Origin of the sequence: Streptosporangium sandarakinum (assembly GCF_050942225.1) — a bacterium.
In the GTDB taxonomy this organism is placed as follows: Bacteria; Actinomycetota; Actinomycetes; order Streptosporangiales; family Streptosporangiaceae; genus Streptosporangium; species Streptosporangium nondiastaticum.
The window spans coordinates 286,636-300,764 of the sequence record NZ_CP192034.1 but is presented as its reverse complement, the minus strand read 5'-3'; the positions used below and the strand labels follow the sequence as shown (position 1 = coordinate 300,764).

The 14,129-nt window shown below is 72.0% G+C and carries 12 protein-coding genes; 4 read left to right on the top strand and 8 right to left on the bottom strand.

The window, feature by feature from the left end; genetic code table 11:
• Positions 1-33: 33 nt before the first annotated feature.
• Complete coding sequence (locus ACQP10_RS01505; protein ID WP_179820997.1) at positions 34-561, bottom strand: DUF1697 domain-containing protein; 528 nt, start codon at positions 559-561, stop codon at positions 34-36.
• A 201-nt stretch (positions 562-762) separates the two neighbouring features.
• Positions 763-2,322 (bottom strand): MFS transporter, encoded by a 1,560-nt coding sequence (locus tag ACQP10_RS01500; RefSeq protein WP_346018076.1) that lies wholly within the window; start codon positions 2,320-2,322, stop codon positions 763-765.
• A gap of 251 nt (positions 2,323-2,573) precedes the next feature.
• On the opposite strand from ACQP10_RS01500, the gene secY reads away from it, so the two are divergent.
• Positions 2,574-4,010 (top strand): preprotein translocase subunit SecY, encoded by a 1,437-nt coding sequence (secY, locus tag ACQP10_RS01495; protein ID WP_389992186.1) that lies wholly within the window; start codon positions 2,574-2,576, stop codon positions 4,008-4,010.
• On the opposite strand, the gene ACQP10_RS01490 is transcribed toward secY, so the two are convergent.
• Together ACQP10_RS01490 and ACQP10_RS01485 are read right to left on the bottom strand one after the other, a co-directional pair.
• Positions 3,985-4,650: a response regulator transcription factor gene (locus ACQP10_RS01490; RefSeq protein WP_346018078.1), complete on the bottom strand. Its 666-nt coding sequence runs from the start codon at positions 4,648-4,650 to the stop codon at positions 3,985-3,987. The two genes, secY and ACQP10_RS01490, sit on opposite strands and share 26 nt — an antisense overlap.
• Positions 4,647-5,327 carry a sensor histidine kinase gene (locus ACQP10_RS01485; RefSeq protein WP_346018079.1) on the bottom strand — a complete coding sequence of 227 codons (681 nt, stop codon included), beginning with the start codon at positions 5,325-5,327 and terminating at the stop codon, positions 4,647-4,649. Before ACQP10_RS01485 ends, ACQP10_RS01490 begins: the two co-directional genes overlap by 4 nt.
• Positions 5,328-6,265: 938 nt before the next feature.
• On the opposite strand from ACQP10_RS01485, the gene ACQP10_RS01480 reads away from it, so the two are divergent.
• Positions 6,266-7,480, top strand: a complete 1,215-nt coding sequence (locus tag ACQP10_RS01480; protein WP_433540736.1) for a winged helix-turn-helix domain-containing protein — start codon at positions 6,266-6,268, stop codon at positions 7,478-7,480.
• 75 nt (positions 7,481-7,555) lie between these two features.
• On the opposite strand, the gene ACQP10_RS01475 is transcribed toward ACQP10_RS01480, so the two are convergent.
• Both ACQP10_RS01475 and ACQP10_RS01470 read right to left on the bottom strand, forming a co-directional pair.
• Complete coding sequence (locus ACQP10_RS01475) at positions 7,556-8,449, bottom strand: hypothetical protein (protein ID WP_433540735.1); 894 nt, start codon at positions 8,447-8,449, stop codon at positions 7,556-7,558.
• Positions 8,450-8,639: 190 nt separating this feature from the next.
• Complete coding sequence (locus tag ACQP10_RS01470) at positions 8,640-9,806, bottom strand: acyltransferase family protein (protein ID WP_433540734.1); 1,167 nt, start codon at positions 9,804-9,806, stop codon at positions 8,640-8,642.
• Positions 9,807-9,946: 140 nt separating this feature from the next.
• On the opposite strand from ACQP10_RS01470, the gene ACQP10_RS01465 reads away from it, so the two are divergent.
• Positions 9,947-10,894 carry a hypothetical protein gene (locus ACQP10_RS01465; protein WP_389992199.1) on the top strand — a complete coding sequence of 316 codons (948 nt, stop codon included), beginning with the start codon at positions 9,947-9,949 and terminating at the stop codon, positions 10,892-10,894.
• Positions 10,895-11,006: 112 nt separating this feature from the next.
• Here the strand turns inward: ACQP10_RS01465 and ACQP10_RS01460 are convergent, their stop codons facing one another.
• The gene (locus tag ACQP10_RS01460; RefSeq protein WP_346018084.1) at positions 11,007-11,585 is read right to left on the bottom strand and encodes a hypothetical protein; all 579 of its coding nucleotides are present in this window, start codon (positions 11,583-11,585) and stop codon (positions 11,007-11,009) included.
• A gap of 44 nt (positions 11,586-11,629) precedes the next feature.
• A complete protein-coding gene (locus ACQP10_RS01455; RefSeq protein ID WP_433540733.1) occupies positions 11,630-12,370 on the bottom strand; it encodes a hypothetical protein in 741 nt (246 codons plus the stop codon).
• On the opposite strand from ACQP10_RS01455, the gene ACQP10_RS01450 reads away from it, so the two are divergent.
• On the top strand, positions 12,336-13,712 hold the full coding sequence (locus ACQP10_RS01450) for a hypothetical protein (protein WP_433540732.1): 1,377 nt from the start codon (positions 12,336-12,338) through the stop codon (positions 13,710-13,712). The genes ACQP10_RS01455 and ACQP10_RS01450 overlap by 35 nt on opposite strands.
• The last annotated feature ends 417 nt before the right edge of the window (positions 13,713-14,129 follow it).

The following is a 14,129-nucleotide window of genomic DNA, read 5'->3' as shown; positions in this document are numbered from 1 at the left end:
CCGGCCGCGATTCATCAGGCCGCCGGACCGGCGTCATTCCTCCGCGAGGGCCAGCAGCTTCGTGACGGTGTTCCAGTTGCGCATCGTGGCCTGCGTGTTCGACCGCTTCTCCAGCAGGGGCGGCAGCTTCGGACGCCGCAGGCCGTCCGGGAAGTGCACGTAGAGCTCGCGCCTGCCCACCGCCATCTCCTCCGGCGCGTACTCCTCCGGATCGAGGGCCGCGAGCACCTTCCGATCGGGGGCCTCCGCCAGGAAGAACACTCCGAACTTGGCCGGATCCCGCACCTCAAGCGGGTTCTCCTCGACCACGGCGCGCAGTTCCGCGGCCGTCCGCACCATGACGGCCACCGACAGCCCCAACTCCGCGGTGATCCGCCGCTCGATCGCCGCTGCGACCCGCTCGGGCCGCTTCTCCGCCGGGGTGAACAGGGCGTTCCCGCTCCGAAGGTGGGTCCGCACACCGGTGTGGCCGAGCCCTTCCAGCAGCGCGCGGAGATCGGACATCGCGACCGTGGTCGCGGGGTTGACGTTGATGCCGCGCAACAGCGCCACGTACCGCATCGAACCGCCTTCCTCTCGAAGAGCTCTCGGGCGACGCTACCGCCCGTACCTGCCGACCGATGTCAGGTTCCCCGGAACCCGTTCGTCATCGGATCTCCCGGAACGGACCGGAATGGACCGCCCCACCGGCCCGCCTCAGTGGCCCGTTCCGCGCCCGCCCCCCGTGGGGTTCCCACGACCGGGCGGGCACGGCCGCGGCGCTCAAGCGCCGGTTCCGGCACCGGTCACCGGCCGGTCTCCGCGCCGCGCGGCCAGGAACACCCCGGCGAGCAGCGCCCCGGCCAGGACCAGCGCCGCGTTGACGAGGACGGCGAGCGAGACACCGGACAGGACGGCCACCGGCCCTGTCACCCCCAGGGCGGCCGTCCGGGCGGTGACGACGGCGCTCATGACCGGGATGCCCAGGGTGATGCCGACCTGCTGGGTCATGGTGGCCAGGCCGGTGGCCATCCCCTGCTCGGAGTCGGGCAGACCGGACGTGGCGCTGACCATGAACCCGACGATCATCAGCATGTTGCCGACGCCGCCGACGAAGGTCGCGGCGAGCAGCAGCCAGATCCATGAGCCGGAGGCGCCGAGCGCCACCAGCGAGAGGGTCGCCACGGCCTGGACGACTCCGCCGCCGACGATCGTCGCGCGGGCGCCGAACCGGCCGACCACCCTGCCGCCGAGGGTCCCGCCGAGCACGGTGCCGGCGCCCAGGACCCCGAACGCCAGGCCGGTGGCCATCGGGGAGTAGCCGAGGACCTCCTGCAGGTAGAGGGTGAGCAGGAAGACGAGGGAGGTCTCGGTGGCGAAGGCGATCAGCCCGGCGGCGTTGCCCCAGAGGACGTTGCGACGCCGCATGACGGTCGTCGGCACCAGCGGCGCGGCCGAGCGCTTCTCGACGAACCAGAACCCGATCAGCAGCGCGGCCGCGGCGGCCAGCGCGACCAGCGTGAGCGGGGAGGCCCAGCCCGAGGCGCCCGCCTGGGTGAGGCCGTAGACCAGCAGGAGCAGTCCGCCGGTGACGGTCACGGCGCCGGGCAGGTCGAGTCGCGGGCGCTCGGACGGCCGCGAGTCGTCGATCACGGACGGCGCCAGGGCGACGACGAGCGCGGCGACGGGCACGTTGATGAGGAAGGCCCAGCGCCAGGAGAGCAGGTCGGTGAGCAGGCCGCCGAGGATCGCCCCGGCGGTGAACCCGGCCGACATCAGCGCGCCGTTGAGCCCGAGGGCCCGTTCCCGCAGCGGCCCCTCCCGGAACGCCGTGGTCAGCAGGGCGAGTCCGGCCGGGGTGACGGCCGCGGTGGCCAGCCCCTGCAGCACCCGGGCGACCAGCAGCACCCCGGGCGAGGCGGCGAAGCCGCCCAGGGCTGAGGACAGGCCGAGGACGGCCATGCCGACCAGGAAGAGGCGCTTGCGACCGACGAGGTCGGCGATCCGGCCGAACAGCAGCGTGAACCCGGCGGCGGACAGGGCGAAGGCGGTGGCCACCCACTGGAGGTCCGCCAGGGAGAAGCCGAGCCCCGCGCCGACGGCGGGCAGCGCGACGTTCAGGATCGAGAAGTCCACGGCGATCATGAACTGGGCGCCGAGCAGCAGGGTCAGCACCAGCTTCTGCCGCCCGGTCATGCGGGCTCCCCGGCCGGGTTCGCCCTGGACGGGTGCCGGTGGGGTGGGGCCGCTCTGGGGGGACGCGGGCCGGACGGGTCCGCCCTCGGCTGGGGCGGGCCGGGCGGGCGCGTCCTGGACGGGCGCGACCCGGTCGAGCATGGACATCAGGGATCCTTCCTGGAGAGGCGACCATTAATGAAACTGAAGTCCCATTAGAATGAGAGAACAGTAACAGAGGTCACCCCGTAATGGAACACAAGTCCCGTTATGGCCGCTGACCGCCCGGCCGCCACCGCTCGGTCGTCGCCGTCGCGGTCGCGCGTGACCGCGCACGTCACGGGCTACGCGAATCCGCGTACGGCGACGCCTCCGGTGAGCGGATGACCGGCACCGCACGACGCGGACACACTCGGCGCATGCCCACCGTTCTCATCCGCGCCTTCCGCGCGCCCGATCTCCGCAGGAAGCTGCTCTTCACCCTGGGACTGATCGCCCTGTTCCGGTTCGGGCAGATCCTGCCCTCGCCCGGCGTGGACGTGACCGCGGTGCGGCGATGCCTGAGCGACACCGGCGGCGGACTGGTCGACATGCTGCAGCTGTTCAGCGGCGGGGCGATGCTGAAGCTGTCGGTCTTCGCCCTCGGCGTCATGCCGTACATCACCGCGGGCATCATGATGCAGTTGCTCGCCGTACTGATCCCGCGCCTCGCGGAGCTCAGGAAGGAGGGGCAGGGCGGGCAGGCGAAGATCACCCAGTACACGAGATACATGGCGGTGGCGCTGTCCGTGCCCTACGCCGCGACGATCGTGGCGACGGCCCGCTCCGGTCAGATCTTCCCCACCTGCCGGCAGCGGCTGCTGCACGACCAGGGCATGATGACGGTCGTCGTCATCACGACCGTCATGGTCGCGGGCACCTGCGCGATCATGTGGCTGGGCGAGCTGATCACCGAGCGGGGGATCGGGAACGGCATGTCCATCCTGATCTTCACCCAGACGGTCGCCGTCTTCCCCTCCTACGTGTCGAACATCTTCCGGCTCAGCCCGTTCGCGCTGGCGACGATGCTGGTGGCGGGGGTCTTCCTGGTGGCGGCGGTGGTGTTCGTCGAGCAGGCGCAGCGGCGGATCCCCGTGCAGTACGCCAGGCGCGTGGTCGGGCGCAGGATGTACGGCGGGACCTCGACATACCTCCCGGTCAAGGTCAACCAGGCCGGGATCGTCCCCGTCATCTTCACCTCCTCGCTGCTCTTCCTGCCGCAGCTGGCCGTACAGCTGACGGGCGGCACCGGGCCGGTCGCGGAGTGGGTCTCGCGCTACCTCACCTCCGGCGACCACCCGGTCCACATGACGGCGTACCTGCTGCTGGTCGTGGCGTTCACCTACTTCTACGTGTCGATCACCTTCGACCCGGACGAGGTGGCCGACACCATGAAGCGGTTCGGCGGGTTCGTGCCCGGCATCCGGCCCGGCCGGCCCACCGCCCACTACCTGCGGTTCGTGCTCTCCCGGCTGACCGCGCCGGGAGCGGTCTACCTCGGTGTGCTGTCGCTCATCCCGATCGTCGCCTTCGTGGTGCTGCGCGACCCGGCGACGCAACAGAACTTCCCGTTCGGCGGGACGACCGTGCTCATCATGGTCGGCGTGGGCCTGGAGACCGTGAAGCAGATCCAGGCGCAGGTCGAACAGCGCGACTACCGGGGTTTCCTGCGGGACCGCGGAACCGCGGGGCCCGGAGACGGAGGGCGGGCCCGGCGGGCCAAGGACGGTGAGCAGCCCCGACGGACCGGGGGCGGCGGGCGGGCCGGGCTCCTTCGGGACCCCGGAGGTCTCAGGGGATCGCCAGACCGGATCTGACCGCGAACACGACGAGCTGGGCCCGGTCGCGGGCCCGGAGCTTGACCATGGCGCGGCTTACATGGGTGCGCACCGTGTCGGGGCTGATGACCAGCTCCCGGGCGATCTCGTCGTTCGACCGGCCGGTGGCGACCCAGGCGACCATCTCGCGTTCCCGGGGGGTGAGGGAGTCGAGACCCTCGACCGGACCGGCGTCGTGGCGGCCGAACAGGCCGATGACCTTCCTCGTGACGGACGGCGAGAGCAGCGCCTCCCCCGACGCGACGACCCTGATCGCGTGGGCCAGCTCCTCCGGGGCGCCGTCCTTGAGGACGAACCCGCTGGCCCCGGCCTGAAGCGCGGCGAAGACGTACCGGTCGGTCTCGAAGGTCGTGACGACGACCACCCGGGTGCCGTCGAGCGCGGGATCGGCCGCGACGGCCCGCAACGTGTCGATGCCGTCCATTCCCGGCATGCGGATGTCGAGCAGGAGGACGTCGGGCCGGGTGCCGGCCAGCAGCCGGAGGGCCGCGGCGCCGTCGGCCGCCTCACCGGCGAACTCCAGATCCGGCTCGCGTTCGATGAGGGCCCGCAGCCCCATGCGCACGACGGCCTGGTCATCGGCGACCGCGACGCGGATCGGACCGGCCGGCGCGCTCACGCGTCCCCCCGGGAGCCCGCGCCGTCCACGGGGAGGCACACGCCGTCCCTGGGGAAGCGCGCGACCACCCCGAAGCCGCCGTCCGGGCGAGGCCCCGCGGCGAACACGCCGCCCGCCTCCGTCACCCGGGCCCGCATCCCGGCGAGCCCCCGGCCTCCGGCCGCCCGGACCTGGCCGAAACCGGTGGGCTCGGCCGCTCCGGGGGAACCGCCTCCCCGATCGACGACCTCCAGGACGAACTCGCGCGGCCCGTCGGCGAGGCGGACCAGGGCCCCACCCGGACCGGCGTGGCGCGCGACGTTGGTCAGCGCCTCGCGCACCACCCGGTAGACAGGCTCTTCGAGTCCCGCGGGGACGTACGGCTCGGCCGGCTCGACGTCCACGGGCAGGCCCGCCGCCCGCACTCCGCCGACCAGCCGGAGCAGGTCGTGGTCCGCGGGCTCGGGGTCCATGACGTCGAGCGCGGAACGGAGCCGGCCGAGTGCCTGCGCGCTGGTCGAGCGGATCGCCTCCAGTGACTCGCGGACCCGCTCGGGATGCTCGTCGAGCATGAGCAGCGCGACCCCGGCCTGCATGGCGATGGTCGCGAAGCCGTGCCCGGCGGCGTCGTGCACCTCGTCGGCGAGATGCGCGCGTTCCGCGGCGACCAGCTCCCGCACTCCCGCCGCCGCTGTCATCGTCCCGGCATCCGGTTCGCCCCGGACGGCCCCGGTATCCGGCTCGCCCGGTACGGCCTCGGCACCCGATTCACTCCGAACGGCTCCGGTGCCCGATTCGCTCCGTACGGCCCTGGCGCCCGGTTCGCCCCGGACGGCTCCGCCCGCCTCCCGGTCCACCACCGCGGCGCGCCATCGGGGACGGTCCGGCTCCGCGGACCCGGGCCGCCGCTCCGGCTTCACCAGCGGCGCCGGTCGTTCCGGGGCCGCGGCGAGCGCCCACCCCACCGCGCCCGGACCTCCCGAAACGCCCGAGACCGTACCCGAGGCCCCCGAAGCACCAGAGGCCGCGTCCGGAGTTCCCGAAGCGCCCGAAGCGGTATCCGGGGTCCCCGAAGCGCTACCCGGGGTCCCAGAGGCGTCCGAGACGCCCGCGCCGGACGCCGGGCCCGCCGCGATGTCCGTACTGAACTGCCGCCCACCCCCGTCGCGCGCCTGGGCGAGACCGCCGGACGGCCACGGGATGGCCAGCCAGCCCACCCACGCCAGCATCAGGACGACCGGCAGATCGCGCACCCGGCCCAGCCGGAGCAGCGCCTTCGCGGCCGCGGCGAGGGAGTCGCGCGGACGGCCCTCCGGATGCGTGTGCTCGGTCACCGTCCCCCCAGAACATGCGCGTACGCGCCGATCCTAACCAGCCCCGGGGCGATCGTGTCCGGGATCGGCACACCCATCCCCGATGACCGCTCTTCCGTGGTTCTTCCCGCGGGCCGTTCCCAGCCGTTTCCAGCCGTCCCCGGCGCCTCCCCGCGTACCGGGTTCCGCCTCCCGCCCCCGCTCCCGTCTCCATGCCCCGACGTCTTCCGACGGTCTCGGAAGTTCGCACAAATCATCGAATACCGCGCGGACTTATGTGTAGATTGCCGGACGGAAATCCCCCGCGAGAAGGGCCGCCGCGCATGCCGTCAACTCTCACGCTCACCGTCGACCAGGCGAGGCGACTCGCCGTGGGCGCGCAGTGCCTCGCGAGCCCCGGGCCCGTGAGCATGGAGCAGGTCCTGCGGCGGCTGCGGTGCCTCCAGCTCGACCCCATCGACGTGGTCGCCCGGAGCCACCTGCTGGTGCTGTGGAGCCGCCTGGGCTCCTACGACCGGGCCGAGCTGGACACGCGGCTGTGGAAGGAACGCAGCCTGTTCGAGTTCTGGGCGCACGCCGCCTCGATCGTGCTGACCGAGGACTACCCGATCCACCAGGTCATGATGCGGGGCTTCCCGGCGGGCGACTCCCCCCACGCCCGGGTGGTCCGCGACTGGATGACCGCCAACGAGCGCCTGCGCCTGCACGTCCTGGAGCGGCTGGACGAGGCGGGCCCGCTGCCGACCGGCGGGTTCGACGACCTCGCCGAGGTGCCGTGGCAGTCGAGCGGCTGGACCGCGGGCCGCAACGTGGAACGCATGCTCGACTTCCTGTGGAGGCAGGGCACGGTGATGGTCGCCGGGCGCGACGGCCGCCGCCGGCTCTGGGGTCTGGCCGACCGCTGCCTGCCCGACTGGACGGACCGCGAACCGCTGTCCTCCTCCGAGGCGGTGGCGCGGGCGGCCGAGCACGCGCTGCGGGCGCTGGGCGTGGCGCGCCCGGCGGACATCGAGCAGCACTTCATCCGGAGCCGCTACCCCGACCTGCCCGTCGCCCTGGCCGCTCTGGAACGCGCGGGTCGCGTCCACCGCGTCCGCCTCGGCTCCGGCGACGCCGAGACCTGGTACGTCCACGACGACACCCTCCCGCTCCTGGAGACCCCGGACGACGGGTTCTCCAGGACGGTCCTGCTGTCGCCCTTCGACAACCTCATCTGCGACCGCGCCAGGACCGAGCGCCTGTGGGACTTCGTCTTCCGCACCGAGATGTACGTCCCCCGGGCCAAGCGCCGCTACGGCTACTACGTCCTGCCCGTCCTGCACGGGGAACGCCTGGTCGGCCGGATCGCGCCGCGCTTCGACCGGCGCGCCGCCGTACTGACGGTGGAGGGCGTCTACGCCGAGCCCGACGCCCCCGCCTCGGCCGCCGAGCCGGTGGCCGAGGCCGTCGCCGCCCTCGCCGCGTTCCTCGGCGCCCGGACCATCACGTACGGCGGGCCGGTCCCGGACGCCTGGCGCGCGGCCCTGCACGCCCGCTGAACCCCGGCCGCCGGGCACACGGTCCCGGCGCGCGGGCGCCGGGACCGGGACCGGGACCGGGACCGGGACCGGTCGTCAGGGCTTGACCGTGTTGATGATCTGCTTGGGGTCGGAGAAGTCGAAGAGGTCCTCGACCTTCAGATCCTTCTCGTCGACGACCTTGTCGGCGGGCGGGGCGACGACGGTGATCGGCATGCCCCAGTCGGCGTAGCGGGTGTCGGTCCTGAAGGTCATCGAGAGCTTCTTGTTCAGCCGTGCGGTCTCGGTGCTCAGCATGCGCTGGACCAGGCCGTCACCGTTCGTCCAGATCCGCCAGGAGATCGTCTTCTTCGCGGCCTGGCGGGCGCTCTCGCGGCCGAAGGCGCCGGCGTAGGTCTTGGGCGACGCCTTGGACAGCTCGGCGTGGCTCGTGGTGCCCTGGTAGAGGAAACCACCGGGTGCGGACGTCCGCTTCGCGTCCTTCAGCACGGTCTTCAGGACCGTCGGCTCGAAGACGTTGATGGTCTGGCTGCTGACGGCCTTGAGGTCGGCGGGGGCCGTCGTGCGGACGAACTCCTTGTCCTGGGGGACCATCTTCCGGTAGATGTCGCTGGAGACGTACATCTTCCCGCCCACGACGGTCACGGAGGACGGGGCGAAGAAGTCGAAGGACACCACGCCGCCGTCGTCGTCGCCGTCCTTGAGGAGCTTTTCGAGCTCGGGTTCGGCGACCATCTGCCAGGTGGCGTCGAAGGCGACCGGTCCGGAACGGCTGAACTGCAGCCTGGCGTTGTTCCGGATCCGCACCGCGGATTCCTTGTTGACGAGCAACCGCGTGACCTCGGCGAGCTGGACGCCGTGCTCGTCGCGGAACTGCCGCTTGACCGCCTGCACCGGGTCCGGAGAACCCGCCTGCGCGGCGGCGGGCACAGCGGTGACCGGCACGGACGCGATCAGCGCCGCGACGGTGAGGACAATCCATCGCCTCATGAGGCTTTGTCCCTTTCTGGAGGGGTGGGAGAGCACCAAAGAGGCCATCATTCCAAAAGCGGATGAATGTTGCACAGGATATACGTGATGAAATAGTGCAGATTTGCCGTAATTCCCGGCGAAGAACCACAGCCAGCGGAAAAGCAGCCGTGTTCCTCCCGGACGTGCCGCCCGGACCCGGGCTCTCCCCTCACCCGGAGGGCTCACCCGCCGCGGACTCCCGCGCCGCCACCGGCCGTTCCTCCGTCGCACGCCGGGCAAGCCGCCTGCCGAGGCGCTGGGCGGGGGCCTCGACCAGCCGGTGGGTCAGGTAGGCGAGCGGCACCAGGACGAGGAAGAACAGCGGAAGGTTCGGGACCACCCGCAGCAGGAGCGGGTGCAGCAGGTAGAGGGAGAAGCTGATCACCCCGAGATGGGTCAGCCAGCGCGGGAACGACCTGCGCCGCAGCGCGAAACCGGCCGCGAAGAAGGCCGCGGCCAGCAGGAGCGCCGGGGCCCAGCCGGGGTCGTCCTTGGCGAGGAGCCCGCAGGCCAGGACCACCAGCACGGTGACGACGGCGGTGCGCCACCGGATCGCCCCCCGCTCCGCGCGGTACACGGCCGTGCCGGCGAACATCATGGCCAGGACGATGAGACCCTGCCACGCACCGATCCGGCTGCCGAAGACCACCAGCGCCAGGCCGAGGACCCCGCCCGACACCGCGGCGGCGGCGCGCTTCCCGCCCCGCCCGCGCGCCGACACCGCGATCACCGCGACGGCCGCCACCCCGAGCAGCGCGGCCACCAGGTCGGCGCCTCCCTTGATGGCCGGGCGCGGCAGCAGGAGCCCCAGCGGCACCGCCGCCAGCGCCAGGACGACCGCGATCAAGGCCGAACGGTGCGCCTGCCGTACGGTGAACAGCCCGGCCGTCAGCAGGTAGAACGCCATCTCGTAGGAGAGCGTCCACATCACGCCGATGACGGCGGGCACGCCGAGCAGCTCCTGCAGCATCGTCGCGTTCCCGAGGACGACCAGAGGCAGCGGGCGCGCGCCCAGCCCCGGGTGGAGGTCGAATACCCCGGCGGCGGCGAGGAGCAGCGCCAGGACGACCGCGACGGCCAGCAGGGGAAGAAGGCGGAAGGCGCGGCCGATCCAGAAGGCCCGCAGGTCACCGCGCCGTTCCAGGGAGGCGGGGATGATGTAGCCGCTGACCATGAAGAACACGAAGACGCCCCACGTGCCGACGTCGATCCTGCGATCCACCTCGGCCCAGAGGTCCGGCAGGAACGTCCAGCCCGAGTGGTGCAGCGCGACGGCGAGCGCGGCGGGTCCGCGCAGGGCGTCCAACCAGGCCAGCCGGGAGGAATTCGGGGGCATTCGCCCGACTTTAGGCGATGGAAACCGGTGCCAAGCTCCGGGGATTCGCCGGCTGACACGTTCGACCGCCTCGGCCGCGGCCGCCTACGCTGATGCGCGGATCGGTTCGGGCGCGGGGAGGACGTGGAGAGGACGTGCGGATGGGCGGCAAGGCGGATGCCGGCTGGACGGCGCCGCTCGGTCAGATCGCCGGGGTCTGGCTGGTCGGCTCCCTGCTGGGTCCGTTACTGCTGGAGGCCGGCGCGATGGTCCTCTTCGGCGGCCATCCCCTCCTGCTCGCTCTCCCCGCCGCCCTCATGGTCGGCACGCTGTACCTCGTCGCCCGGCTCACCCCCCGGGGATCCGCGTTGACGTCGCGCCAGGCGGGGGGCCGGCTCTCCTGGTCGGCGCTCGTGCTCCTCGTGGGGGCGGCGGGCTGGGCCGGCGGCGCCTGGGCCACCTCCGACCTGGACCTGCCCTTCGGCCGGCAACCGCTGATGACCCTGGCCTGCGGCCTGCCGTTCGCCCTGGCCGCGGGGCTGTTCTCCCGGCGCGCGGTCTCCCTCGGCGCCGTCGTGGTGATCGTGGCGCTGGTGGCCACCGGAACGCACCTCGCCGACCGGCAGCGCGCCGACGGGGAGGAGAAGGCCATCGCCGCCCGCCTCGATCCGGTGCGGGACCTGCTCTACGTCGTGGACATCCCCGGCTATCGGGCCGCCCGCGACTCCTCGGGAGTGAGCGCGTTCTTCGAACCGGTGGACCAGAAGGTGGTCAGGGTCTGGCAGGACCACACCGTCTCGCTCACCGCCGAACGCGGCGAGCCCGCGACGGCGACATGCCCGAAGACGTCCCTCAGTGCCCCTCTCGGACGCGACGAACGCCCCCGGTGCGTCCTGGAACGCCCCGGGCTCTGGTACCTCACCGGCCGGATCCCGGAACCGAAGTGGGGATGCCCGTGCGGGCTGCGGGGATACGTCCGGCAGGACGGCGGCGTCCTGGTCAGCGTCCTCTCCTCCGACGCCGTGTCCCGGGACGTCCTCCGCGCCGCCGTGCTCGGCGCCCGGCGCCCCACCGGCGACGAGGCCCGGAGGCTGGTCCGCCCCTCCTGAGAACCGGCGCGGAGGGACGGGGATCCCAGGGCCCCGAGGGCGCCGGAGCCGGTGCCGGCTCCTACCGGGCCGGTGAAGCGACCAACCGATCGGTCCCGGGGAACCGGTTTTCTCAGGGATGCCGAGCCGGACGCACCTGGTCCGCCACGGCTTCCCACGTCGGGGAGAGGCACCGCAGGCGGGCCGAGCGGTAGAGCACGATGATCAGGGAGATGACGGCCGCGAACCAGACGACGCCCACGGCGGTTTCCAGGCCGACGTAGCCGTACTGCGCCAGCCCGGCGAGCGCTCCCAGCCCGGCCACGGCCCAGCGCAGCACGTCGAGAAGATCCGCCGTGGCGGTCTCCCCGCCGGGACGGATCCGCCTGATGACGGCCTCGACGGCCAGCCAGACGGTGAGCAGCGCACCGACCGTCCCGGCGACGCCGATCACTTGCGCGAAGTAGGAGACCGTCCGGTCGTAACCCAGTACTCCGCTGGACACGGCCAGGATCACGAACGAGACGCAGATCATGGTGACGGCGGAGACCCAGGCCGCGGCGAACGGGTCGTCGCCGGATCGCCGCAGCCGGAACAGCCCGGAGGCGCACAGTCCCCATCCGACGGGGTCGAGCAGTAGGTCGAAGCCGTTCAGCTTGAGGGCGCCGAAGGCGAAGACGAAACCGGTGGCGATCGTCGTGACGGGCCGCATGCGCCGTACCTCTCTCTACCTGTCGCCGTGCCTGAACGAGCCGGTCATCGGAACTTGTCCGGGTCCATCGCGTCGTTGCAGACCATGCCGGCGAAGCCCCGCTGCCAGGCGACGGGACCGCTCTGCTGCTGGTCGCCGATGAGGACGGTCCCCTCGAACTCCCCGGACTCCTCGGGCTCCTCCGCCTCCTCGGGCTCCGACAGCCGCCACGAGTCCCACGTGACCTCCGCCGACCTCGAACCCATCCAGGTCCGGTAGGTGAAACGGACCGGTTGGGGCTCATACGGCACCGCCGCGCAGTCGGTGATGACGACGCGCCTCTCCAGGACCTCTATGCGCCCGCCCCCCACGGTCAGTTCGGTGTGCTCCCCCTTCGCCTCGTCGGCGGGCAGCAGGCGGAGGCCGGGCATCTCCGCCGAAACGCCGGTGATGGTGAAGGGGACCGAGGCTTCGTTCTCGATTTCGATGAGCAAGCTGCCGGACAGCACGCCGTTCTCATCCACCTCGGCATGGACGAAGAAAGCATCGACCCGCCACCTGATCTGCGGCGTTATGACCCCTGAACTCCACAGGAGAACTGCGATGACCACAAGCAATGCGAAAACGGACAGCAGACTCGGCAATCGGGAGCGCCACGTGCGCCACGTGGCGATATCGAATTGCTCCCATGCATTCTCCGCAGTCACGATATAGCACCATATATGGTTGCCCTTTGTGACAGTACCCTCGATAGCCATTTCGGTAATCGCCGTGGCGGCCCTGCTGGCGGCGGCCGTGCCGGTCACCCGGGAAAGGCTCGACAGGTTCGTCACGCTGACCGGCCTTTCCGTCACACCGGCCAACGCCCGGCAGGTCATCGACCACTTCACCGCCCTGCGCCGGTGGCGGCTGATCACCCTTGTCGTCGCCGTTCCACCGGCCCTGCTCACCGAGGACCCGTTCTATCTGGTCGTGGGCTGGTGCGCCGTTTCCGTTTTCCACGGCGTACGGTCACCGGCCCCGATATCGCGCGCCCCCGGTGATGTCGGCGTCTACCGGAGAGCGTGGCTGCTCGGTTCGGCCGCCGCCGCGGTGGCCGGCGTCCACCTGCTGACGAGCCGGGACGTCACACCGGTGCTTCTGGCTCATGCCGTCACCGTGGTCATCATGATGGCGGCCGTACCGCTCGTCGCCTGGAGGACGAGCGCCGGGCCGGCGTCCGGGGAGCCGGACGACGCGGCCCGGGCCGGGCAGGCCGTCGGCCACTGGTCGACCCGGGGCCTCTACCTCGCGGGAACCGCGGTCATGCTGTCGAGTGTGATCCTCGCCCCGGGGCGGCCACCGCTGCCGGAATACTCGTCAGCCAAGCCGCTTTCGAAGTGGACGGCCACGTTCACGACGGTGCGCGGCTACAAGGAGCCCACCTGTTCGTGGTCCGGCCATCTGGACGCTCCCTGCCGGTCGTGGCGGGTGAACGGGACACCGTTCCCGCAGGCGGCGCCGTACGTCATCAGGCCGGGCGGAGCGCCCCGGCTCGCGCCGTTCGTGCGCAGCCCCGACAAGAAGGCCGTCGTCTATCTGGGCAGGGACGATCGCCGCATGGCGTACCAGGACGCCCGGGGCGTCCACCGCCTCACCGGCGCTCTGGCCGACACCGCGGTGCCCACGCCCGCGTTCCTCGGCCAGAACAGGTACGTCGTCCTGAACGGGGACGGCGCGCAGGTCATCGACACCAGGACCTGGGCCCCGGTGCCGGTCCCCGGCGCCCGGCGGGTCCACGATCTCAATGGGAGCGGGACCGTGTTCACCACGGCGTCCCAGGTGCTCGTGGCCGACCTGCGAGGGAGGACCCGGATGAGCCTTCCCCTCAGGAATGAGATCAAGGACTCCCCCGAGGACGCGTACCACCTTCGCCCGGACGGACGCCGCCTCGTGGTCATCCGGGGCCACGAGGGACGCGTCGAGACCTTCGACGTGACGACCGGGCGGCTCCTGCGCGGCGTCGTTCCCCGATTCCGCGGGGACGACTCCATCGACATCGGCCTCGGCTGGTCGGAGCAGGGATCCTTCCTGGTGCGCGGCGCCGTGAGCGAGCGCGTCTACCACCTCGATCTGTCGACGGGGAAGCTCTGGCGGCGCGACGGCTGACCCCGGAGGCGACCAGGGGTGGGTCACCGCACGTCGTCCTCGTAATCCTCGTCACTGATCGCGGGCAGCGCCTCGAAGCCGTCCATCGTGGGCCCGGAGCGGCCGGACATCGGGTGGTGGTCCGGCAGGCGCGCCCAGCCGGTCTCCTCGTCGAACTCGAGCGGCTCCCAGTCGAAGGCGTGAGCGGCCCTGAGGGCCGCTCACGCGACGGCCGCCGTTCGGTGCGGGTCGGAACGATGTGCCGGCCGCTCCCCGGATGTCAGGCGGCCAGGGCCGGCACCGGGGGGAGGCAGGCGATGTCGCCGGTGGCGTCGTGAAGGCGCCGGTTCAGCCGTGGGCGACCAGTGCCGACAACAGGCCCTCACCGTCGCGGTGAGGGCACACCGGAGGCTCCGCGGCCGAGACGACCTCGACGGG